At 33.7% G+C, this 24,329-nt stretch carries 22 protein-coding genes and 1 tRNA gene; 14 read left to right on the top strand and 9 right to left on the bottom strand.

What is annotated here, in order from left to right; translation table 11 throughout:
• Positions 1–150: 150 nt before the first annotated feature.
• From trxA to AC5SR4_RS16485, 5 genes are all read right to left on the bottom strand, one after another.
• The gene (gene trxA / locus AC5SR4_RS16505) at positions 151–447 is read right to left on the bottom strand and encodes a thioredoxin (protein WP_495357377.1); all 297 of its coding nucleotides are present in this window, start codon (positions 445–447) and stop codon (positions 151–153) included.
• A gap of 7 nt (positions 448–454) precedes the next feature.
• A complete protein-coding gene (locus AC5SR4_RS16500) occupies positions 455–796 on the bottom strand; it encodes a rhodanese-like domain-containing protein (protein WP_495357376.1) in 342 nt (113 codons plus the stop codon).
• Between the two features lie 5 nt (positions 797–801).
• Positions 802–2,211 carry an MBL fold metallo-hydrolase gene (locus AC5SR4_RS16495; RefSeq protein WP_495357375.1) on the bottom strand — a complete coding sequence of 470 codons (1,410 nt, stop codon included), beginning with the start codon at positions 2,209–2,211 and terminating at the stop codon, positions 802–804.
• Between the two features lie 70 nt (positions 2,212–2,281).
• On the bottom strand, positions 2,282–3,076 hold the full coding sequence (locus AC5SR4_RS16490) for a sulfite exporter TauE/SafE family protein (protein ID WP_495357374.1): 795 nt from the start codon (positions 3,074–3,076) through the stop codon (positions 2,282–2,284).
• A gap of 66 nt (positions 3,077–3,142) precedes the next feature.
• Positions 3,143–3,775 carry a Crp/Fnr family transcriptional regulator gene (locus tag AC5SR4_RS16485; protein ID WP_495357373.1) on the bottom strand — a complete coding sequence of 211 codons (633 nt, stop codon included), beginning with the start codon at positions 3,773–3,775 and terminating at the stop codon, positions 3,143–3,145.
• A 280-nt stretch (positions 3,776–4,055) separates the two neighbouring features.
• On the opposite strand from AC5SR4_RS16485, the gene AC5SR4_RS16480 reads away from it, so the two are divergent.
• Together AC5SR4_RS16480 and AC5SR4_RS16475 are read left to right on the top strand one after the other, a co-directional pair.
• Positions 4,056–4,129 (top strand) — tRNA-Arg (locus AC5SR4_RS16480).
• Positions 4,130–4,378: 249 nt separating this feature from the next.
• Positions 4,379–5,581, top strand: coding sequence for a tyrosine-type recombinase/integrase (locus AC5SR4_RS16475; RefSeq protein WP_495357372.1), 1,203 nt, complete (start codon positions 4,379–4,381; stop codon positions 5,579–5,581).
• Positions 5,582–5,592: 11 nt separating this feature from the next.
• Here AC5SR4_RS16475 and AC5SR4_RS16470 read toward each other — a convergent pair whose 3' ends face one another.
• The gene (locus AC5SR4_RS16470) at positions 5,593–5,829 is read right to left on the bottom strand and encodes a hypothetical protein (RefSeq protein WP_495357371.1); all 237 of its coding nucleotides are present in this window, start codon (positions 5,827–5,829) and stop codon (positions 5,593–5,595) included.
• A gap of 14 nt (positions 5,830–5,843) precedes the next feature.
• Complete coding sequence (locus AC5SR4_RS16465; protein ID WP_495357370.1) at positions 5,844–5,981, bottom strand: hypothetical protein; 138 nt, start codon at positions 5,979–5,981, stop codon at positions 5,844–5,846.
• Positions 5,982–6,748: 767 nt separating this feature from the next.
• Here AC5SR4_RS16465 and AC5SR4_RS16460 point away from each other — a divergent pair.
• From AC5SR4_RS16460 to AC5SR4_RS16435, 6 genes are all read left to right on the top strand, one after another.
• Positions 6,749–7,477: a DUF6090 family protein gene (locus AC5SR4_RS16460; protein ID WP_495357369.1), complete on the top strand. Its 729-nt coding sequence runs from the start codon at positions 6,749–6,751 to the stop codon at positions 7,475–7,477.
• A gap of 436 nt (positions 7,478–7,913) precedes the next feature.
• Positions 7,914–9,104, top strand: coding sequence for an AraC family transcriptional regulator (locus AC5SR4_RS16455; RefSeq protein WP_495357368.1), 1,191 nt, complete (start codon positions 7,914–7,916; stop codon positions 9,102–9,104).
• A 110-nt stretch (positions 9,105–9,214) separates the two neighbouring features.
• Positions 9,215–9,697: a YybH family protein gene (locus AC5SR4_RS16450; protein ID WP_495357367.1), complete on the top strand. Its 483-nt coding sequence runs from the start codon at positions 9,215–9,217 to the stop codon at positions 9,695–9,697.
• A gap of 205 nt (positions 9,698–9,902) precedes the next feature.
• On the top strand, positions 9,903–10,238 hold the full coding sequence (locus AC5SR4_RS16445; RefSeq protein WP_495357366.1) for an antibiotic biosynthesis monooxygenase: 336 nt from the start codon (positions 9,903–9,905) through the stop codon (positions 10,236–10,238).
• A gap of 19 nt (positions 10,239–10,257) precedes the next feature.
• Positions 10,258–10,635, top strand: coding sequence for a hypothetical protein (locus tag AC5SR4_RS16440; protein WP_495357365.1), 378 nt, complete (start codon positions 10,258–10,260; stop codon positions 10,633–10,635).
• A 147-nt stretch (positions 10,636–10,782) separates the two neighbouring features.
• Positions 10,783–11,424: a pyridoxal phosphate-dependent decarboxylase family protein gene (locus AC5SR4_RS16435; RefSeq protein ID WP_495357364.1), complete on the top strand. Its 642-nt coding sequence runs from the start codon at positions 10,783–10,785 to the stop codon at positions 11,422–11,424.
• On the opposite strand, the gene AC5SR4_RS16430 is transcribed toward AC5SR4_RS16435, so the two are convergent.
• A protein-coding gene (locus AC5SR4_RS16430; RefSeq protein WP_495355978.1) for an IS3 family transposase occupies positions 11,410–12,548 on the bottom strand; the annotation gives its coding sequence in 2 pieces (ribosomal slippage) (positions 11,410–12,287 and positions 12,287–12,548; 1,140 coding nt in all). The genes AC5SR4_RS16435 and AC5SR4_RS16430 overlap by 15 nt on opposite strands.
• 70 nt (positions 12,549–12,618) lie before the next feature.
• Between AC5SR4_RS16430 and AC5SR4_RS16425 the strand changes: the two genes are divergently transcribed.
• Positions 12,619–13,506 (top strand): pyridoxal phosphate-dependent decarboxylase family protein, encoded by an 888-nt coding sequence (locus AC5SR4_RS16425; protein ID WP_495357363.1) that lies wholly within the window; start codon positions 12,619–12,621, stop codon positions 13,504–13,506.
• Between the two features lie 595 nt (positions 13,507–14,101).
• Here AC5SR4_RS16425 and AC5SR4_RS16420 read toward each other — a convergent pair.
• Entirely contained in the window at positions 14,102–15,259 is a 1,158-nt protein-coding gene (locus tag AC5SR4_RS16420; RefSeq protein WP_495357362.1) for a hypothetical protein, read from the bottom strand.
• A 204-nt stretch (positions 15,260–15,463) separates the two neighbouring features.
• Between AC5SR4_RS16420 and AC5SR4_RS16415 the strand changes: the two genes are divergently transcribed.
• From AC5SR4_RS16415 to AC5SR4_RS16395, 5 genes are all read left to right on the top strand, one after another.
• Positions 15,464–18,712 (top strand): SusC/RagA family TonB-linked outer membrane protein, encoded by a 3,249-nt coding sequence (locus AC5SR4_RS16415; protein WP_495357361.1) that lies wholly within the window; start codon positions 15,464–15,466, stop codon positions 18,710–18,712.
• A gap of 91 nt (positions 18,713–18,803) precedes the next feature.
• A complete protein-coding gene (locus AC5SR4_RS16410) occupies positions 18,804–20,207 on the top strand; it encodes a SusD/RagB family nutrient-binding outer membrane lipoprotein (RefSeq protein ID WP_495357360.1) in 1,404 nt (467 codons plus the stop codon).
• A gap of 16 nt (positions 20,208–20,223) precedes the next feature.
• Positions 20,224–21,006: a hypothetical protein gene (locus AC5SR4_RS16405; RefSeq protein ID WP_495357359.1), complete on the top strand. Its 783-nt coding sequence runs from the start codon at positions 20,224–20,226 to the stop codon at positions 21,004–21,006.
• Positions 21,003–22,484, top strand: coding sequence for an SLC13 family permease (locus AC5SR4_RS16400; RefSeq protein WP_495357358.1), 1,482 nt, complete (start codon positions 21,003–21,005; stop codon positions 22,482–22,484). Before AC5SR4_RS16405 ends, AC5SR4_RS16400 begins: the two co-directional genes overlap by 4 nt.
• Positions 22,485–22,524: 40 nt before the next feature.
• Positions 22,525–24,300, top strand: a complete 1,776-nt coding sequence (locus tag AC5SR4_RS16395) for an Ig-like domain-containing protein (RefSeq protein ID WP_495357357.1) — start codon at positions 22,525–22,527, stop codon at positions 24,298–24,300.
• Positions 24,301–24,329: the final 29 nt, after the last annotated feature.

Genomic DNA, 24,329 nt, shown 5'->3' with positions numbered 1-24,329 from the left:
TGTTTAATTAAAAAAGCATTCTGTTTACAGAATGCTTTTTTGCTATTAATCACTTTAGAGTATAAATTATGTATGAGAGATGTACATGCTATATACAAAGCAAATGTATTTAAAATCAAAACAGTACTGTGTAACATTTGTTACATACTACTAGCAATGGGATTGTAATAAGGCAATTAAGTCGTTTTTTTGAACCACACCAGACTGGCGCCACAGTTGCTTTCCATTTTTAAAAAGCAATAGGGTAGGAACCCCCCTAATTTGGTATTTTGCAGCTATGGATTGGTTTTTATCCACATCTATTTTAATAATGGATACAGCATTACCCATAGTATCCTTAACTTCTTTAAGAATGGGAGCCATCATTTTACAAGGGCCACACCATTCTGCAAAAAAATCTACTAAAACAGGTTTGTCTTGATTTACTAGTTTAGAAAAATTTCCCATAATATGACTATGATTTCCAGTTTAGATACCCGCCTTTTAAATCGTAAATAACCTTAAATCCCATTTTAGACAACTTTTTTGCGGCATTAAAGCTACGGTTACCACTTCTGCAATACACAAAAACAGGTTTGTCCTTGTCTAAGTTATTAAATGCATTAGAAAATTTAGCGGTATAATAATCAATGTTTTTTGCACCTTTAATATGTCCCGATTTAAATTCCAATGGTGTTCTAACATCTATAAGTTGTACAGGTGCCTTTTGAATTAGCGATTTAAACTCCGCAGGCGGAATAACCTTAATAGCATCGTTTGCAGAAGTATCACCCAGTAAGAAAGAAAAAAGTCCCATAGCGCTTATAGTGTTGTTGGACAAATATAATCGGTAACAGTTATGCCTATAGCCTTTATGGCCTCAAAGCCTCCGGCAATATCCACCAAGTTATGTATTCCCCGACTTTTTAATATAGAGGCAGCAATAACAGAGCGGTATCCACTTGCACAATGCAAGTAAAAAGTCTTATTTTCTGGAAACTCTGCCAAATGATCATTTAAGTAATCCAAGGCTGTATGGTGAGCGTCTTTAACATGTTCAGATTTAAACTCGCTTTCCTTTCTAACATCAAACACAGGTACATGCTCGGTTTCTATTTTTTCTTTTAAGGCTTTTGCTGGTATGGATGAAACAGTATCATATTCAAAACCATCATGTTTCCAGGCCTCAAAGCCACCTTTTAAATACCCTAAAGTATTATCGAACCCAACTCGCGATAAACGTATGATGGTTTCCTCCTCCCGTCCTTTAGGAGCCACAATAAGTATGGGTTGCTTAACATCGGCAATAAGGGCTCCAACCCAAGGAGCAAAACTCCCATCAATTCCTATAAATATAGATCGGGGTATATGGCCCTTTACAAACTTTTCTTGGTGGCGAACATCTAATATAATAGCACCAGACTCGTTGGCAACCAGCTCAAATTCCTTTGGCGTTAGGGGTTTGGTGCCACGCTCAATCACATCATCAATATCATCATAACCTTCCTTGTTCATTTTTACATTTAGGGGGAAGTATTGTGGCGGTGGTAATAAGCCATCGGTTACTTCTTCAACAAACTCTTCTTTGGTCATATTGGCACGTAAAGCATAATTGGTCTTTTTTTGTTCGCCAATGGTACCTATGGTTTGTTTGCTTAAGTTTTTACCACAGGCAGATCCTGCGCCGTGGGCAGGATATACAATCACATCATCAGCCAGTGGCATAATTTTGCTGCGTAAACTGGTATATAAAAGGCCGGCCAGTTCTTCTTGCGTCATGTGGGCTGCTTTTTGTGCCAAATCGGGTCTACCAACATCACCTAGAAATAAAGTATCTCCACTAAAAATAGCATGGTCTTTACCAGTTTCGTCTTTTAGCAAATAGGTTGTGCTTTCCATGGTGTGCCCTGGGGTATGTAGTGCCGTAATGGTAATATCACCCAATGGGAACACTTGTCCATCTTTGGCAACAATGGCATCAAATGTAGGATTGGCTGTTGGCCCATAAACTATGGGAGCACCTGTTTGTTTAGACAGGGTAACATGCCCACTTACAAAATCTGCATGAAAATGGGTTTCAAAAATATATTTTATTTGTGCCTTGTCCCGTTCTGCACGTTTTATATAAGGTGTTACCTCCCTAAGGGGGTCTATAATAGCTACTTCGCCTTTACTTTCAATATAATAGGCTCCTTGTGCCAAACAGCCTGTATATATTTGTTCTATGTTCATAATCTAAAATTTTGTTTCGTAAAAATACTTTATTTTATATAGCTTGATAGTAACATAAGTTACAATAATTTTACTGTGAAAACTCCTTGTAAATAATGTAAATTGCCATTAGCAGTACAAACCAACCAAAGCTTTTTTTAAGCTTTTTGTTTGAGATATACTTTGATAGATACCCCCCTAATAATATACCAAAAATAGTTAAGAGTGTAAAGGTTAACAGGAATAGCCAATCTACTTCCAATAGATGCAAATCGCCCGTAAACCCGATAAGCGAGTTAATGGCAACAATAACCAACGAAGTACCCACAGCATTTTTCATGGATAAACCGGCCCAAAGTACCAGTGCGGGTACATATAAAAAACCACCACCTGCACCTATTAAACCTGTAATAACACCAATAATTAAACCTTGAACAAAGGTTTTGTAATAAGCTTGTTTTTCAAAGGTTATATCGGTATCTTTTTTTGTTTTGATCATCGATGTAGCTGCCACCAGCATTACAATGGCAAAAAACACCATAATAACCATTTCTTTAGTAAGTGTATAGGAATTTATGGTAAAGATGTTATCAGGAATATTAGGCACCAAAAATCTTCTGGAAATATAAACCGCCAAGAAGGATGGAAACGAAAAGGCAAGGCCCGTTTTAAAGTCTACCAACTTTTTTCTGTGCTTTTGAACAACCCCCACAAGCGAAGAAGCTCCCACCACAAACAGGGAATAGGCCGTTGCCACTACAGGGTTGTAACCTAAAAGGTATACCAGTAAGGGCACTGTTAATATAGACCCACCACCACCTATAAGGCCTAATACAACACCAATTAAAAATGCCCCAAAAAAACCTAAAAAATCAGTAATAGCCATAGTTGTCATTTACATTACAAAACTATGTTTCTTGTAAATTGTACTAAGTAACATAAGTTACATACATTATATGTCCAGTACTTTTATGCTATTTCTATACAGTTTTATTTTACCATTGTTTTCTAATGTTTTTAATAATCTAGAAATAACAACCCTGGAAGTATGGAGATCAAAAGCAATATCTTGATGGGTTACTTGTATGGTATCGTTGTGGTTTACCATAGCTTTGTCTCTTAGATATTTAATAAGCCGTTCGTCCATTTTTAAAAATGCAATAGTATCGATTGCCTCCAAGAGCTCGGTCATTCTATCATGGTAACTTTGCAGGATAAACTCTTGCCAACTTTTATGCTTGCACATCCATTCGCTCATTTTCTCAACAGGGATCATGATAAGTCTGGTGGGTGTTTCGGCTATGGCCCTTATTTCGCTTTTTTTCTTGCCTACGCAGCAGGAAAGGGTCATGGCACAGGTATCGCCACGCTCAATGAAATAGAGTAGTAGGTCATCGCCATTGGCATCTTCGCGTAAAATTTTTATGGCACCACTTACCAAAAGTGGCATGGATTTAATATAATCGCCAATATCTATAAGTTTAAAGCCCTCGGGAACTTCTTTAAATGTTCCTACATTGTTGATTTCGTTTAATAAATCGTCATCAAACAAATAGCCATAGTTTTCTTTAAGCTCGGTAATCATATTCAAAACGCATTTAGAACTATAAAGATATTCACTAAAAATGAATATTACGATTTTATATAGGTTAAATTATTATTTATATACCAAGAAAAGGGGTATTATTGTGCACATTGTGTGCATAATAAGTTAAAATAAAAGCAAGGTGAAATTTATAAAGAATTATCTTTGATAGATATTCAGTTAATTTTATATTTGCACCGCCTTTTAGGAAAAGGTACGTTCTTACAAATTTAATTTCCATAAATGGATTATTTAAAATTAGTTTTATATAATCCGGACTGGTCGCGTAGCTCAGCTGGATAGAGCATCTGCCTTCTAAGCAGACGGTCACAGGTTCGAATCCTGTCGCGATCACAGATAAATAAAAAAACCAAACGTCAAATCAAGCTTGTTTGAATTTGTAAGTTTGGTTTTTTTGTTTTCAAAACGGAACGTTTTGGGGATATACAATCCTGTCGCGATCACAAATTAACCTTCTGATTATCAGGAGGTTTTTTTGTTTTTACTAGTTTCTACTTTTCCAGGGAAGAAGATAAATTTGCTACTTTTTCACGCTAAAACGTGCACAATACGACGCACACTTTGACCATAATACTTCTAATTATGGCAACCGTAAAAATTCAATTAGACACTAGAAGAGTTAAAGCCGATGGTACGTACAATATCATTTTTAAAATTAGGCATCATAATAAGGTCTATACTTTAAACTCTAGCACATCAATCCTAGAGCATTACTGGGATGGTGAACATTCTAAAATTTCACAACACTATCCTAATGCTAAACTGCTTAACTTAAAATTATTGAAAGATTACCTTAAAATTGAAAAGGCAGTTCTCATATTAGATGATGATTTCACTATTGAAAAGCTTAGAAATATCATTAAAGTAAATGCATCAAATAGATCGAAATCGTTTAAAAACTATGCACAAAAATTGATAGATGAACTATTAGCCATAAATAAAACAGGTAATGCCATTGTTTACAGAACCGCTACTAATAGACTGTTGGAATTTTGTGGTAAGGATATAATGTTTGATGACCTAGATTATAAACTTTTGGATAAGTTCGTTCATCACTTGCAATTAAAAGGCCTTAAACAAAATAGTATATCAAACTATTTGCGGACTATTAGAGCCATCTACAATAAAGCCATTAAGCATAAACTAGTTGACAGAGCAAATTATCCCTTCTATGATATTAGTATCAAGTCCCAAAGAACAGCAAATAAGGCTGTTACAAAAGCAGATTTAAAGAGATTGATAAGTTTACCTGTAGAAATTAATTCAGCTTCATGGAAAGCTTTAAATTACTTTATGCTAAGCTTCTATTTGAGAGGTATTAGTTTTACAGATATGGCTTATTTAAAGCAGTCTAATATTATGAATGGTAGGGTGTATTACACTAGGCGGAAAACACATAAAAACTATAGCGTAAAGCTATTTCCTCCAGCGAAGAAAATCATAAACAATTTGCATCAAATAGGTGGTGATTATTTGTTGCCTGTTCTGCCAAATGATATTATTGAAGATAGCTTAGATGCAAAACGAATTGTAAAACAGTGGATAAAAACAACGAATAAATATCTCAAGCGTTCTTCACTGGAGTTACAAAGTGAAACAACTATTACAACCTATAGCAGCAGACATTCTTTCGCTACTATTGCTAAGCATTTGGGCTATTCTAATGAAATGATTGCAGAAGCATTAGGACATGAGTATGGTAATAAAACAACAAACATTTATTTGGATGCATTTGATACAAACAAAATTGATGCTATGCATTTGGATGTGATTTCGTTAAAATAGATTACAATAGATTATTTTATAATCTTTCTGCTTGCTATTTTTTTAAAGCGACTACTAGATGTACCTAGTGTACCATTTCTTAATTCTTTTGTTAATCGCTTCTTGGCTTTATAATTTTCAAATTCTTTTTCTGCTTGCTTTACCCAATCTGATCTTTTGTTAGCTACTTTAGTTTTTAGTTTTGCATACGCTTCTCTAACTAATGATACATTACTATGTTTAGCGTGTATTTTGTTCCAGAGATACAATGGAGACTTATCAATTAATTGCTGTATTGTTCTCTTTTTTTGTCAGTAAGTAATATATCGGTTAAGCGATATTTTTTACTTAACTCACTATTTAAGGTTTCGTTTTTTTCAGTTTTTAAATTCATAATTTTTAATTTTTTGTATTTCTTCATAATTAAGAATTGTATCTTTATTCACTTCCTGGGTAACTGCAAAGTTATTATGCAACACTATACCAGTCAATCTGTTACAACGCTTTTACGAATATTTCAATAAGAATTTTAGTTGCATTATATGGCTAAAAATTAGTCCCTTTTTGATCTATATTACACCATTTTTTAACATTCCAAAAAATGGCTTTGCATTATTCGCAATAAAACACCTTTTTTATTGATTAGGTTAGTTTCAAAAAATCTAGAAATATGAAATTAACACCATCGTTTTTTCACAATTTCTTCTGGTACCGTGCAAAAATATAGTAAGTACTGCTTAATATATTCAATAAAACTTGGTCGCATCCTTGAGCTTTATAATTAGCTCGGATGCTACCTTTTAGTTAAAATTTGTATTAAAAATAAAAGGGGTGTGCTAAATAGGTCTGTTTTTACTCATTTGCTCAAAATAATTTATTTGTACACATATAATAAATATAGCTTTAATTGTTTCTTGGGGAACTTTATTGGATCTATGTTATTAAAATTTAAAATTTAGTAGCCATAATAAATCTTTTTTATAATCTGTAAGAAAACATTAATATTAATATTCGCAAAGAAACTGTTTGTACATAATTGATAAGAATGATTAAGTACTGCATTAATCATCCATGTACCTCCAGAATGGAACGTTATAGGTCACTCAATAAGTCATATAACTTAGTTTTACTTTATTATTAAGGCTCTCAATCGATTAAAAATCATATCTTTAGAGAAACCAACCTCTAATGATAAAATTCTTTCGAAAAATTCGCTTTGACCTTTTGAAAAAAAATAAAACTGGAAAGTATTTGAAATATGCGATAGGAGAAATCATTCTAGTCGTTATCGGAATTTTGATTGCTCTTGGAATCAACAATTGGAATGAAGGACGGAAAGAGGTGAAAGTTGAAACAAAAATTCTGTTAGAGATTAAAAATAACCTTCAAACAGATCTTGAGGATTTAGATGAGAACATTACTAATTATGCCCTGAAAGCCAAAAGCCATGAATATATCATAAAATGGCTAGAGAGTAATCATGGTTTTCAAGATTCACTTCAAACCGCTATATTTTATACTTCGTTTCCCTCAGATATATTTATTAATCGAAGCGCCTACGAGAATTTAAAACAGTATGGACTAAGAAATGTTAGTAATGATTCTTTAAGAAATCAAATTTCGCAACTTTATGAATATCATTACAAAAAATACATGGATTATAATAATTTGCTAAATGAAGATCTACGAACAATTAAATCTGATTATGCACGATATTTTAATGGTCATGGATTTCCTGGTGAGAAATTGTTGTTTAAAAATTTGGACGAGCTTAAAAGCGATTTTTCATTTAGATACAACCAAAAATCAGCTTCATTGATGTCTACACTCCTAAAAGAGGGAACAGCTCCCGAAGTCAAAAAAGAAGTTTATAAAACCATTGATATGATTGATTTTGAATTGAAATCAAGGTTGTAAAAATAACGAAAGCACAACACCGGCTATAGTTCATTGCTTCTGACTTTCCTATCGGAAAGTCCTCGCAAATTTGCTATCTTTGGTTTACGGCAGAAAACCCGCGCGCGCAAACTCCCAACTTTTCATACACAAGACCGTTTTACTTCAATATTAAGGATCTCAATCGATTAAAAACCATATCTTTAGAGAAACTGGACTTGCAACAAAAAACTGGACAAATACAAAATGAACAATAAAGATAAAAAGTGGTTAAGCTATTTATAAATTACTGTTGCAACAAAGACGTGTATGATTGCTAGTACTCGACTAGTTAACAAAATACCTGTAAATTTTCTATTCGGTTTGTATTTGCTAAATTAGGGACCTAAACTCATAACTAATATTATGCCCCAGTCCTGAATAAAGGTCCTATTATTTTGAATTAAGATTTAACCAAGTGAAACCAAAAACCAAATACACTAAAAGTGGTGAATTTAATATAGCCTATCAAGTTGTGGGAAGTGGTCCAGTAGATATTATTTATATTCCTGGCTGGGTGTCTAATATTGACATGATGTGGACAGAACCAAGATTGGCAGGCTTTTTAACTCGACTTACACTGTTCTCTCGACTAATTTTATTTGACAAAAGAGGGACAGGACTGTCAGATCGTACAGATGAGTATTCTACAATGGATGACAGGATGGATGATATAAGATCTGTTATGAGGGCTACTAATTCAGAAAAAGCATTCTTATTTAGCCATTCAGAAGGAGGTTCTGTTAGTCTGTTGTTCTCTTTAAATTATCCCAATAAGACGTTGGGAGTTATAGGATTTGGAATTTTTGCTAAACGAAGGTTTTCTGAAGACTACCCGTGGGCACCAACAAAAGAACAGCGTGAGATTTCAAATAAATTAATTGAAGATAATTGGGCACATGGCAACTTAGAAGAATTACGTACGCTTGTACCTTCTCTCGAATATGATAAGAGGTTCATGGATTGGCTAGCCAGTTATTTACGTTCTGGAGGAAGTCCAAAAGCTGCTTTGATTCTGCACAAACAATGTACACTTATTGATGTAACTGATATTTTAGGCTTAATTAAAGTACCAACTCTTTTACTTTTTAGAAAAGGCGACATCGAAATTCGAGTTGAAGAGGGTAGATATATAGCAGAACGAATACCAAATTCAAAATTAATAGAGTTTAGAGGTACGGATCATTTATTTTGGACAGGAGATACTTATCCAATTTTAGCTGAAATGGAAGAGTTTGTTACAGGTATTCGCCCGAGCAGATCGGAATTTCAAAATTCAAAATTTAAAAAAACAGGAATTGATATTAAAAAGATAATGTCAGATAATTTCTTATATAATTTAACGGTTGAAGAGTTTTCTAGACTTTGCGGTAGAAGTATCTCAGCCTTCAAAAGAGATTTTAAAACCATTTATAATACTACTCCTTCCAGATGGGTAAAATTGAAACGTTTGGAATACTCCAAGAAGTTGCTTCTCGAAAGTGGTCTAAATATTAATGAAGTTAGCTACGAATGTGGTTTTGTTAATTCGTCACATTATACTCAATCTTTTAGAAAGCAATACAATACTACTCCAAATCAATTCCGTAAATCTAATTCTATTGCCTAGTTTGTTCTAATTAATACTGGACGTTTCAGAATGTTATTTGAACGTTTTTGAAAGTTTTATGAACAGAATTGTAATGAAATTTATGGTCTAACTCAAACATATATTTTATTATGAAAACAAGACTAACACTTACATTAATAGCTTTAGGTTTTTTATTTATTCGCTGCAATGCACAAGTTGATCTTATAAATGATGAATTTCCAGAAGCAAAACAAGAGGTTATGCAAACTTTTGGCGAAATAGCACAAAGTATAAAGGAAAAAGACTTAGATAAACTTATTTCTTTCCATGCTTATGGGCCGAAATTTACAGAATTCAAAAATGGAGAACCGAGAAATGGTGATAAAGCCAATGAGGCACATGAACGTAATGTATTTGGTTCTGTTTCAGAAGTAATAAAATTTGATGCTAACGATTTGAAAATAGCTGTGTACGGAGATGTTGCAAATCTAACCTTTCACTCCGATTTTCATTTGAAATTTGACAAAGATTTAGTTGTTGTTAACGATCAAATAACCTTGTTGTTTGTTAAGACAAAAGATGGGTGGAAGATGGTTCACGAACACCATTCTCCTTTAATAAAGAAGGAATAACGTATAACAATAGGGTTGAATAATAGGGTTTTGGGTGTTTATTCAGGTCGTTATTCCTTAAATTTTGTACTTTATAAGTCGAAAAGTATTTGTAAAAAGAGCGATTATAGATTCTACTTGCACATAATACGTTGTAAAGTATTGGTGGAAACTAGTATAGTACATTATTAAATTGTAATACCAATATTCAAAAAGTAGTGAAAAAATGGACAACGAACAGAAAATTATAAGAACTTGGAGCGGTTGGACTACTCATGAGAATGCGCCAATCTATGAGGATATGCTTGTAAATGAAGTGTTTCCAGAGGTTAAAAAGAAAGGAATAGATGGTTTAGAAAAAGTGAGCATTTCTATTCAGCGTAAAAAAGATGAAGTTGAATTCTTTCTGGTTCTTCAATTCGATTGTCTTGATTCCGTAAAAACTTTTGCAGGAGAAAATTACGAAACCGCTTATATTCCAGAGAATGCCCGACGTGTTTTGCTTAAATATGATAAAACAGCAAATCACTACGAACTCAAAAAGGAATTAATACTTTACTAGCTTAGGGCTATCAAATACCATGATACTAGATATAGAATTTAGATCGCAGGGTGTAACTTTAAGAGGAGTATTATACGTACTGGAACATGACGCTCAAAACTATCCAGTTATAGTCATGGCTCATGGTTTTACTTCTACTATAGTAGGAATGACAGCAGACCAAATAGGTGCCACTTCAGCTTTAATAGAGTTAACGGCCTATCGTTGGTTCATAGAATACGGCGGTCGTTTAGGTACAAATTGGCAAAATGCAGTATCTATTTCAACTCTTGTAACTCCAGAGCTATTTCATATTGGACAATGCGCACACTACTTAAAAGCTCCCATCCTTATGGTTGTTGCTTATAATGATGAAATGACAGGAGCAAAGAGGTTACACAAAAAGTCTTTGAGCTAATAAAACAACCAAAAAAATGGGTAAGTATTGACGGAGGGCATTTTGGACTATTATATTATCTAAGTGACTTGTTTAATAAATCAAGCCATGTCCAAATTAATTTTCTTAAGAAATATTTGAAATAAAACTTTTTACAACCAAAATATTATGACAGAGAAGAGAGTTAATTCAATTGAAATCAACAAAGAAGAATTTCGAAATATCGGATATCAATTAATAGACGATATTTCGAATTTCATTTCTAATATGAACAAAAAACCAGTTACATTTAATGAAAGTCCAAATCAATTACAATCTATTTTAGGAAATTCTTCTTTACCAGAGGATGGTAAACCAGTAGCAGAATTGATATCTAGAGTAACACCATTATTATTTAACCATTCATTATTTAATGGACATCCTAAATTTTTAGGATATATCACTTCATCCGCTGCCCCAATTGGAGCATTGGCTGATTTACTTGCAGCATCTGTAAATCCGAATGTAGGTGCTCATATTTTAAGCCCTATGGCAACTGAAATAGAGAAACAAACAGTGCGATGGTTAGCTGAATTTATTGGAGTTTCAACAAGCTACAGTGGAATTTTGGTTAGCGGTGGAAATATGGCCAATTTTACAGCCTTTTTGGCAGCCAGAACTGCGAAATCGCCCAAAACTATAAAAGAAGAAGGACTATCAAAGACATCTAAAAGACTAACAGTTTATTGTTCAAAAACGACACATACTTGGATAGACAAAGCTGCAATTTTATTTGGTTTTGTAGCCTTACCCAAATTAAGACACTACTAAATTCAACAAATTTTCATTAATATCATCAGATTCGATGAAGAATTCTTCACCGAATCTAGGTTTATATTCTCTAGGAGACTTGTTCCCTAGTGATTGGTGTGGATGATTACTATTATAATCTTCCATCCATTGATTGCTTAATGTTCTTAATTGGTGCAAATCGTTAAACCAATACGCATCCAGTATATCCTCTCTATAAAATCTATTCAATCGTTCTATATATCCGTTTTGCATAGGTTTACCTGGCTGGGTGAACCGTATTTCTACTCGTTTTCGCTTGCACCAAGCGTTTAAGGTTTTGGATATAAATTCAGGTCCATTGTCACAACGAATTGTTTGTGGCAGGCCAATCTCTTCTTCTAACTGTTCTAGGGTTTCTACTACCTTTCTAGCCGGATAATTCAATCCTGGATCTATGGCCAATACCTCGCGATTACAGTCGTCCATAATGTTCAGTATCCGTACCTTTCTTCCATCGGAAAGTGTATCAGACATGAAATCCATGCTCCAAACCATGTTTAATGACTCAGGTGCTTCCAAAGGGTGTTTCACCCTGCCCGTTATACGCTTTTTGTGTTTACGTCTCAGTTTAAGTTTCATTTGCCTATATACTCGTAGTACACGTTTTCTGTTCCACCTATGGCCTTCGCGACGAATCCGTTTGTAATACTCATCAAATCCTCTGGTTGGAAGTTCCGAAGCCAATTCAGAGAGTTTGTCGATTACTTCACGGTCATCACGCTTGGTTTGGTAATACCACATTGAACGGGTTAAATCCACAACACCACAGGCCCTTTGTATAGATACCTGATATTCCTTGATTAAATAAACCGCCCTGTGCTTCTTGTCGGAAGGCCTTAGAACTTTTTTGACAATATATCCTTAAGCATTTGGTTATCCAAGCTAGCATCTGCGTACATCTGCTTGAGCTTGCGGTTTTCTTCCTCCAACTCTTTTAAGCGTTTTAATTGGCTCGTTTCCATACCTCCGTACCTTTTGCGCCAATAATAAATGGTACTCTTGTCGATACCTAATTCTCGTGCTATATCACCTACGGCACGACCTTGTTCGTTTTCCTTCAAGACCTTGATAATCTGACTCTCGGTAAATCTACTTTTTTTCATCTGACAGTTTAAAATTTAAAATTAGTAAATTTGAATTTTATGCTGTCTTATTTTTAGGGAAGGCTACAGTTTGGGCACAAAATCTGTTCGTTGGATTCAAACGGACTCTTCAAATAGAATGAATAATAGAGTTTTGGAGGAAACCATTCAAAAAGATGTTGAAAATGGTTTTCAACCCATAATGGTGATAGGCACAGCTGGAGATGTTAGTACAGGTGTTGTGGATAATTTGAAGGGTATTTCAATAATTTGTAAAACATATAATTTATGGTTCCACATTGATGGTGCTTATGGTGTTCCTGCAGTAATTATCCCAAAATATAAAGAGCTATTTAAAGGTATTACAGAAGCAGATTCTATTGCCCTTGACCCACATAAATGGTTATATAGTCCACTTGAAGCAGGCTGCGTTTTGGTCAAAAATCCTCAGCATCTAATAGATACTTATAGTTCACACCCTGAATATTACAACTTTAATAATAAAGAAAATGATGTAGCTCAAAACTTTTATGAATATGGACTTCAAAATTCGCGTGGCTTTAGAGCTTTAAAGGTTTGGTTGTTATTACAGCAAGTTGGTAGAAATGGTTATGAAAAACTCATTAACGAAGACATTGAACTCGCAGAAATGTTATTTAATTTAGCTAAAGAGCATCCTGAGTTAGAAGAAGTTTCACAAAATTTAAGTATCACAACTTTTAGATACATTCCTCTAAACGGAGGAGAAGGAAACGAATATTTAAACAAACTTAATGAGGATTTATTGAACGAATTACAAACTGGAGGTGAGTTGTTTTTATCAAATGCTATTATTAATAAAATGTATTGTTTAAGGGCTTGTATTGTAAATTTTAGAACCTCAAAAAAAGACATTGAAGAAAGTATTGATATTATAATTAAAGAAGGAAGAAAAATTCATTTGAGATTACAAGAACAAAAAGCGAAAAGCTTACTATGATAAATTAGATACAGAAAGAAAGAAAAAATCAATATTCAAAAGGATATTAGATTGGGTTAAAAAATTACTATTACAATAACAAACAAAAATTATCATGATTACAATTGAAGCTATCAAGCCAGGTCCAAAACCAAAAAATGATGATGGAACATTAGATAGAAGGAGAAGGGTTACTCCCGACAAATAGAAAGATTATCCCCGCTGCCCGAAGTTTGTAACTTCGGGCTATAACTATAAAACAAGCTGTATTTAAGTAAAACTAAGTACAGCTTTAGTATTATGATATAATGCGAAGTTTTAAACTTCGCATAGCAGCGAACCTTCAGGAGGACGACCAAACCAGACAGAAGGTATCGATGGTGTAAATGGAATTTTAAAACTGGATAACATTGATGTAGATGTCGTCTTGTCCAGAGGAGGATATACAATTGTAGCCTTCCCTAAAAATGTAGCCTTCCCTCCAATAAAAAACTACAACAAATGCCTTGCAATCCATTGACTTAGCTATTAAAGTTAATGACTATAAATTATTAGTAAAAAGCTATAATAAATACGGCGAATTCTTAAGGTGTAAATCTCTATATGACTCAGCAATTTATCTACAATAATTATTAATATACTGATCGTTAAAAACATACGTTTTTTTATAATTCACTATAAAATTACCAATACTAAAATGACAATTAAAACTCATTTCATCCCCTTCCTCAATGAGGTTAAAATTAGCATCAGGTGCTAAAGCTGGGTTACAAGTAATTGGCTTAGAATAATCTTCCAAACGATTTATAGAAATTGCTTTAATTTCATTTTTAATACTGTTTAAAGAATTTTCATTATTCAATTGGTTTGTTAACACTTTATCATTTACAAATTCAATATCTCTACCAAGCGCTTTTCCTGTTCGTTGTATAAAACTACTATCTATTTTGAATTCTGTTCTAAAGAATGTATGAACGTAGGCTATTTTCACAAAGTTGTCATCTTCATCTAAATTTGAAAAATTATATAGTTCTCTTATTTGGGTATTGGAACCTTTGGTCAAAAAAGAATCTATAGGAAACTCTCTTTTATCATACCAAATTTCATGTTTTTGATATTCATAACCTTCAAAAGATTCACCTCTATCCCCTCTTTCGTCCATGCATCTAGCATACATTATAGCTTCTTTTGCTACATAATGAAATCCGTTTCTTTCTCTATAGAATGGAATCTTATATTCATTTTTTAAAATCCATTTACCTTGATATTTATAACATGGGTAATAACAATCATCCGGTAATTCTTTTAGTTTAACATAAGGTTGAATAAAGTTATTCTCAAAACTCCATTTTAGCATATCATATTTCGAATCACTAACTATGACTTTAGCCATTTTTGTAGAAAAATATTCTTTAAAATATAAAAATGATACTATTGCTAAAGAAAAAATAACACCAGTAGCAACGATTAAAAAACGACGCTTTATAACAATCTTTTTTTTAGTGTTTTCCAAATCACTAGGTTTACTTGTTTTTAGTTTATCTAAATCAAGTAAGCGTTCAATATTACCTAAAGCTCTTTTAAATTCTCCTTCTGATGCAGTGCCATTAATTAATCTTGAAAACTGAGAATCACTATAAAATAAATCCCTTGCTATAATAGAGTTACTGGTAGATTCAAATTGGTTTCTTAAACCATCAAATACACCATATCTTATTGATAGTTTATCAATAAAACTTCTGTGCAGTTCTTCGGTGTTTTTATGACTTTCCACTTAAAATTGTAAAGAATTAAATTTAGTTAAAACTAATTAAAATTGATAAAAATTGATAAAAATTGCTAAAACATCAATAATTAATCAAAAAAACTATATAATTGACAAAAAATTACCTTTAAGATTAGTGATTCAACATTGAACTTCACATTCGACTAAAGGGTAATTTTAGCCGTAAAACTAAACTTTTAAAACTAAAACAAGATGAAATGTATAATTAAAACAATATTTTTTCTATTCCTCTTTTCATTTCAAACATTATTATCCCAAAATGTTATTACGGGTGTTGTAACAGATGAAAAAGGATTCCCTTTGGCTGGTGTCAGTATTATAGAGAGCAATGTATCTAACGGAACCATAACAGATTTTGATGGGCTTTATTCAATATCGCCAAAAACAGAAAATCCTAGTTTAACATTTAGCTTTATAGGTTTTAAGCCAGTAACCATAGATGTAGGCACGAAAAATGTTATCGATGTTATCATGGTGGAAGCTATTGAAGATTTGGATGCTGTTATTGTAAATGCTATAGGTTTTACTAAGAAAAAAGATAATTTAGGTTATGCCAGTTCTACTGTGAAAGGAGGAGCTGTTGCAGAATCTGGAGAGGCTAATGTTTTAAATGCGCTTTCGGGTAAATCATCTGGAGTTCGAATATCCAGAAATTCTGGCGATCCTGGAGCTGGATCATTTATCCAAATTAGAGGACTTTCATCAATAACTAGAAATAGCCAACCATTAATCATTTTAGATGGCATCCCCATAAGTAACGATGTTCGTGGAAATAGTGATAGAGGTGGTGTTAGTCAAGAGTCAAGACTTAACGATATTAACCCTAACGACATAGAATCCATTACGGTTTTAAAAGGTGCCGCTGCTGCTGCTTTATGGGGTACACAAGCCTTAGGTGGTGTTATTAATATTACAACAAAAAGCGGTAAATACAATAGTAAGCTTAATGTAAGTTTAAAATCTACGTATTCTTTAGATCAGATTAATGTGAAATACCCAGTTCAAACAAAATATGGGCAAGGAGATAATGGCGTTTATAACCAAAGAGCAAGAGACTCTTGGGGAGATTTAATATCTGATCGTTCGGGTGGTAATGATGACTTTGATACTTCAGGAGAATTTTATTTAGATCAGAACGGAAGCATTTATTATCCTATTTTAAATAAAAACTCGCAAGCCATATACAACGATTCTAACTTTGACCAAATTTTTGGCAATGGGCATTTTTTAGAAAATAATTTGAGCTTAAGCGGAGGAACTGCAAAAAGTACGATGTTTTTTAGTTTGAGTGATTTGGACCAGAAAGGAATTATAAAAAATAATTCCGATTACCGAAGATCTACAGTTAGGTTTAATGCAAAGCAAAATTTTACTGAAGCTACGAGTTTAAAAATAAGCTCAACTTATTCAAGAACCTCATCAAACCGTATTAGGTTAGGTGCTAATTCATCTGGGCTGTATTTAGGACTACTTAGAAATCCTGCAGATTTTGATATTTCTGGTTATCGAGGCGATTACTACGCATCAAGCGATAGTTCTCCAATTCCTAATAGGCAAAGGTCTTACAGAGAACCATTGGGCGCAGATGGGTCTGCTACTTACAATAATCCGCTTTGGACCATTAATGAACAAGAAAATAAAGCAAAGGTAGATCGCTTTATCACAAATTTTGAGTTTATGACATCGCCAAATAGTTGGCTAACATTCATAGCAAGAGCTGGTGTAGACCATTACAACGAAACAAGATCTGAATTTATAACACCAGGATCTGCAGCAGGAGATTTTACAGCAGGTTTTATAGATCAATCTACAGCTTCGAATACCATTTTTAATACTGATTTTATAGCAAAAACCACTTTTAATTTGGAAAACATTGTTGACGGTTCTTTTCTCTTAGGATTTAACTATAATAGTAAATCTAGAACCGTTAATGGTGTTGAAGGCAATGGTTTTATTCAATTTTTAGATGTAGATAGTGGTATCCGGGATATTGATAATACGCTTATCGAAAATACCGTTGTAAGCAGTACGTTTGGACAAGAGCGAACAGCAGGATTATATTCTTCATTATCATTTTCACTTTATGATATGTTTTATATTGATAGTACCATTAGAATTGAAAACGCATCTACATTTGGAGACAATTCAGACACCCCCTTTTTATTTCCTTCAACATCTTTAGCATGGCAATTCTCTCAATTAGATATGTTTAAAGAAAGTAATATATTGTCCTTTGGTAAAATAAGAGCTTCTTATGCAGAAGTAGGTGTTCAACCTGCACGCTATAATACCTCTAATATTTTTGTATCACCAACATATAGTGATGCTTTAGGCGGCGGTTTAAATTCTGGATTGTTTGGTAATGGCGCATTTGTGCCAAGTACTAATAGAGGAAATCCATTACTTAGACCAGAACGAAAAAAAGAATTTGAAATTGGGGCAGATTTAAGGTTTTTTAATAATAAACTATCTTTTGGTTTAACCTATTTTGAAAATGTAACTGAAGATGTTCTTTTGGATTTTCCTGTACCGAACTCAACTGGGTATTCCACAATTTACACAAATGGAGCAGAAATAGAAAATAAAGGTCTAGAACTAGATTTAGGATATAAAATATTAAATACCAATGATTTTTCTTGGTCTATTGATGCAAACTTTACAAAAGTAAAAAATGAAGTTACAGATTTAGCTGGTGCAGAATCCTTAAATTTAGGAGGGTTAGCAGCGGTAAGTTCCAGAGCTGTTGAGGGCCAGCCTTTAGGTGTTTTATGGGGCTCAAGAACACTTAGAAATGATGATGGATCGATAGTTTACGATGAATTTGGTTTCCCAGAACAAGATCAATTAGAAGGCGTTATTGGTGACCCAAATCCAGATTGGCAAGGTGGTATTACAAGTACATTTAAATATAAAAATTTCAGGTTATCTGTTTTATTCGAAACCTATCAAGGTGCTGATATTTATGCAGGAACAAAATCTGTAATGAGAGATTTAGGTACTTGGTACGATACTGGTAATGAAGTAACAGCCACAAGAAATTATTTTGAATCCAATGGCAACATCATAAATATTGGCGAAACCTTTCGTGGTAATATAGCTGATTTTGGAGCAGGGCCTGTAGCATTAACAGAAACTTGGTATAATGGCGATGGTGGCTTTTTTGGTGGAGGCAATGATGAACTATACATCGAAGATGGCTCTTGGACAAGATTAAGAGAGCTTGCCCTATCTTACTTATGGAAGTCCGATTGGTTAAAAAAATCAACAAGTTTAAAGTCTGTAGAATTTACTGCAACAGGAAGAAATTTATTTTTATGGACTGATTTTGAAGGAAATGACCCAGACACTAATTTATCTGGAGTTAGTGCAGCAAGAGGGTTAGACTACTTTAACAACCCTGGCACAAAGTCTTTTCTTTTTAGTGTAACATTAAACCTTTAGTACTATGAAAGCGTTATCACAAATTTTTGTCGCAAACACAAATGAAGGTAAAGCGACTTCATATAAAAAAACACATAATAAATATTTACTTATGAAATCATTTATTTTATTATCCTTTATACTTATTCTAACACAGTCTTGTAGTAAATTGGTAGAAGACCTCAATAATGATCCTAATAACCAAACTCAAAGTGCTTATCAAAATATTTTAACTGGGGCTGAGGTTGGCAATATGCTTTTTCAAACTGGAGAAAATGCTAGAAGGGCTAGTATTTTTGCAGGACAGTACACAGGAATAGATAGACAACATCTTGGTTTTAGTCAATACTCGGTAACCACAAGTGATTTTGATGCCCTTTGGAATGATGGATTTAATGATGCATTAAGAAATGCCATTGTAGCAGAACAAACAGCACAAGATGATAATGCTGGAGCCATAACCATTGGAATTACACAAGTTTTACAAGCTCAAACTTTTGGAACGCTGGCTTCTCTTTATGGAGACATTCCATATGATGAGGCCGTTAATGCAGAAACTCAAAACCCTATGTTCGAAAATCAGTCGCAGGTTTATTCTAAAGTACAAACACTATTAGATAATGCCATTTCAAATTTACAACAAGGTTCAGGAAGGCCCGCAATTGGTTCTGATATTTATTTTGACGGTAATGCGCAAGCTTGGATTGAATGTGCATATACCTTAAAAGCTAGATTTTATATGCACATAAAAGATTATGGAAGCGCTTATGCTGCTGCGCAAAATGGCATTAGTTCATTAAACAATAGCATGCTTGGACCTCATGGTACAGCTGCTGAAGATTCGAATTTAAATTATCAATTTTTTGCTATTGAAGTAAGACAAAGTGATCTTATTGTATCAGATTTCATGGCTGGTTTAACAGACCCAGCAAGCTCCACATACAGAGGAAATTCTAAAACGAATGAATTAGGAAGAAATAATTTCTACTTTACAACAAACTCTTTAGGTGTTCAACCTAATATTACTAACGGATATGCTGCTCAATCTGCACCGGCAAATTTAGTAACGTATCAAGAAAATCTTTTAATTTTAGCCGAAGCTGGGTTTAGAACAAATGGTTTTAATAATGGTTTATCCCACTTAAATAATTTTAGGGCCTTTATGGCTAGTGGTGGTTATTTAACGAATGTCAATACTTCTGATATTTTGTATGACGCCTATATTGGAGCAGATTTTGCTTCTGGTGGCATTGAAAACCCAGATAGCATTAGTGCTGATAATGCGCTTTTAAGAGAGATCCTTCAAGAGCGTTACGTTACCTTATTTGGACAGATAGAAGTGTTTAATGATACTCGAAGAACAGAAAGCGAGTCGATAGTTCGAGTCCCTATTGTACCTAATACAGGAAGTACTTTACCTCAACGTTTTATTTATCCACAATCAGAAATTGATAGAAATAGTAATATCCCTAATCCCATACCCGACTTTTTTGATAAAACACCAATAAACCAATAGATCCCATTTTAAGAATATGACACCATTTATAATTATAAAAAAGAATTTCCTTTTAATTATTGCAATAGTTTTACTATTACCCAATGCTGCATTTGCACAAGAGGAAGAGCCCCTTAAAATACTATTTGTAGGAAACAGTTTTACATTTTTTTGGAACATGCCTCAATTGGTAAAAGCCATGGGAGAAACTCAAGATGTTTTACTTGATATTCATCAATCTACAGTTGGGGGCAGTAATCTTAAACAGCATTGGAACGAGGAAAAAGGAACTGTTACAAGAAAACTTTTAAAAGAAGGTCATTGGGATTATGTCATTCTAGGAGATCATAGCTTAAGTACCATAGACACACCAGAACGCTTTGAAGCATATGCAAAGAAATTTTCAGAATTAGTTCGCTCGCTTGGAGCTGAACCAATCTTTTATTTAACATGGGCATATAAATCAAATCCTTTAATGCAACCTACTATTACAAAAGAATATTTAAAGTTAGCAAATGCGTTGAATACCAAAGTTATTCCTGTTGGACCTATTTGGATGAAAGCTAGAGAATTAAGACCTGATTTAAATTTATATTTTGATGATAAACACCCATCTTCTGATGGTAGCTATTTAATAGCACTCATTGTTTATAAAACACTTACTGGAAAATCAGTATCCGATATACCAAATAGAGTGACAACCACAGATAAAGACGGTGAGAAACTATATCTCTCTTTTGTTTTACCTGAAAATGCGGCCTTTTACAAACAACTCGTAGAAGCATCCAATATTGAATCTATTAATACAGAAAAGAAATGAAGTCCATACAAAAAAGTTTATTTCTAATTTCTGGACCTTTACTGTTTATTCTTCTGCAGTATTTTAATCCTCCTGTTGGAATGTCTGATGCAGCTTACAACTTACTTACAATAACATTGTGGATGGCGCTATGGTGGGTAACTGAATCTGTTCCAATAGCTGTTACTGCTTTACTACCTATTATATTATTTCCAATGACAGGAGCAGTCGACTTACAAACAACAACAGCATCTTACGGTCATAAATATATTTTCTTATATATGGGTGGTTTCATACTTGCCATTGCTATTGAAAAATGGAACTTACATAAGCGTATTGCTTTAAATATTATTAAAATAATAGGCACTAATGTTTCCAAAATTATTTTAGGGTTTATGGTAGCTACAGCATTTCTTTCTATGTGGATATCTAATACTGCTACAGCAGTAATGATGCTTCCTATAGGAATGTCTATAGTGGCACAGCTTCAAGATAACCCCAATACCATTGAGAATGAAAATTTAATTTTTGGCAAGGCACTTATGCTCAGTATCGCTTATAGTGCTTCCATAGGAGGTATGGCAACACTTATTGGCACACCGCCAAATTTGGTCTTTGCGGGGTACGTGGAAGAAGTTTATGGCATTGATATTACCTTTTTACAATGGTTAAAATTTGGATTACCTATAGCAATTCCGTTATTGATCATAGCATGGTTATTTTTAACCAAAATTGCATTTAAGTTTAAGCAAAATGAATTTCCAGGAGGAAAACAAGAGATTAATAGGTTGTTATTAGTGCTTGGACCGATGAAGAAAGAAGAAAAAATAGTATCGGTCATTTTTGTATTAACAGCCTTTTGTTGGATAACTCGATCCTTTATTTTGCAGAATTTTTTCCCTTTTATTGATGACACCATTATAGCTATGGCTGCTGGTGTACTATTGTTTATAGTACCAGCTAGCGATTTTAAAAAACGCATAATTACTTGGGAAGATGCAGTGAAATTACCTTGGGGTATTATCCTTTTATTTGGAGGAGGCATGGCACTTGCTGCAGGGTTTGAAATTACAGGATTGGCATCATGGTTAGGCTCTCAAATGACCATGCTTAAAGGGTTATCGTTAATTTTACTGATACTTGTAATTATAGCTTTAGTAAACTTTTTTACAGAGTTTACTTCTAACTTAGCAACAACAGCCATGTTATTACCCATTTTGGCTCCCATTGCTATATCATTAAACATAAATCCATACATACTCATGGTTTCTTGTACCATAGCAGCGTCTTGTGCTTTTATGATGCCAGTCGCCACACCACCAAATGCGGTTGTGTTCGGATCAGGTTATTTAAGAATCCCAGATATGATAAAAAGTGGTGTTTGGATGAACATCATATCGATTTTATTTTTAACCATTATGGTCTATTATTTTTTACCTACAATTTGGGGCTTTGATTCAAGTGATTTTACTGAATTTATAAAACCAAAAAGCCCTTAAATTGAAAAGAAATATTAAAAAAACTAAAACTAAACATATCATGAAATTCATTAAAAAAATTACTTTTTACTTTCTTATCCCTTTAGGAATACTTTCTACGTTAATTGTAGGGTGTGAAGACGATGATACTAATACTATTGTTGACAATACTATAGTAGCGATGGCTAAAACCATTAATGATGTAAAATTTGTTAATGGTATAGAAAATGTAAATATAAACGCTACCATAGAAATTATTTTTTCACATACACTAAAAACCGATTTACTCTCATCTTCTCTAACATTTAGCTCAACTTCGGGAGCAGTAGATTACGTTTTGGATTTTTCGAATACAAATTCAACAATTACAATAACTCCAACCAGTTCTTTGGATTATGAAACAACTTATACTTTAATGCTACCCACGGGAGATTATGGTTTAACAGGAGAATCTTTAGAAACATCTTTATCGCTTAGTTTTACAACAGCTGCTTTTGTACCACCAGTATTAAGTCTTTCAAGCGACGTAACCGATTTAGAGGAAGATGGCAGTACAGCAATTATAACAGCTAGTCTTGATAAAGTATCTCAAGATGATGTAACAGCAACTATTGTGTTAGGAGGAACAGCATCAGAAACTTTAGATTATAATGTTACTGGAAGTCTGGATATCACTATCCCTGCAGGAAGCACATCTGCAACTATTTCTTTAACTACAATAGTGGATGGTGAAAATGAAGGAGATGAAACTATATCCTTATCGCTGAGTAGTGTTGTAAATGCAAATAGTGACTCTCAAGAGTTAACAATCCTATTAAAAGAGCAGTTACCGGCAATATCATTAAAGGGTATTATGGCTTTAACTTGGGATGGATCGGGTACTAATGACGGAAAAGCTATTCATTTAATTGCAAATCAAGATATTGCAGATTTAAGCATATATGGTTTGGGCGTTGCCAATAATGGTGGTGGTACTGATGGTATAGAGTATACTTTTCCAGTAATGTCTGTTTCAGCAGGGGACGATATTCTTGTAGCTAGGGAGCCTGCATTAATTTCAGCTTATTTTGGTGGTTGTATCAGCGAATTTGAACATATACTACAGGCAAATACATCCATTAGTCAAAATGGTGATGATGCTATAGAATTATTTAGTGGTACTACGGTTATTGAAACATATGGTGATGCCGATATTGATGGAACAGGTGAGGTATGGGAATATAGTGGCTCATGGGCCTATAAGTTTAATGACACTTGGACTTATGGAGGCATAGATTGTTCAATAGGCTCTACAACCTCGCAGAGTTCTGGTTGTGTATACCCAATTTGTTCACCAGCATTAACACTTCAAGGTATAATGGCAATTTCTTGGGATGGAAGTGGTACTAATGGCGGTAAAGCTGTTCATTTAAAAGTACAAAAAAATATTGCAGATTTAAGCTTATATAGTATTGGTGTTGCCAATAATGGCGGTGGAACCGATGGTATAGAATTCACATTTCCTGTTATGTCTGTATCAGAGGGAGATGATATTCTTTTAGCAAGAGAACAAGCCACGATTGCTGGTTATTTTGGGTCATGTATCAATAGTTTTGAGCATATCATTGAGACTGGCTCAATGAATCAAAATGGGGATGATGCCATAGAACTTTTTCAAGGTAATGATGTTATTGAGACCTATGGTGATGCGAATGTAGATGGCACAGGACAAAGTTGGGAATATGCAGGTTCTTGGGCATATAAACTAAATGGTAACTGGATAACCGGTGGTGTAGATTGTGCTGCTGGTTCAACAAGTACACAAAGTTCAGCATGTATCTATCCTGCTTGTAATTAATTTGAATTATAAATTTAAGTCATGGTAAC

The sequence above is a fragment of the Aestuariibaculum scopimerae genome (genome assembly GCF_059428085.1).
The sequence above is the reverse complement of the archived record's forward strand: the minus strand, read 5'-3'. Positions and strand labels throughout refer to the sequence as shown.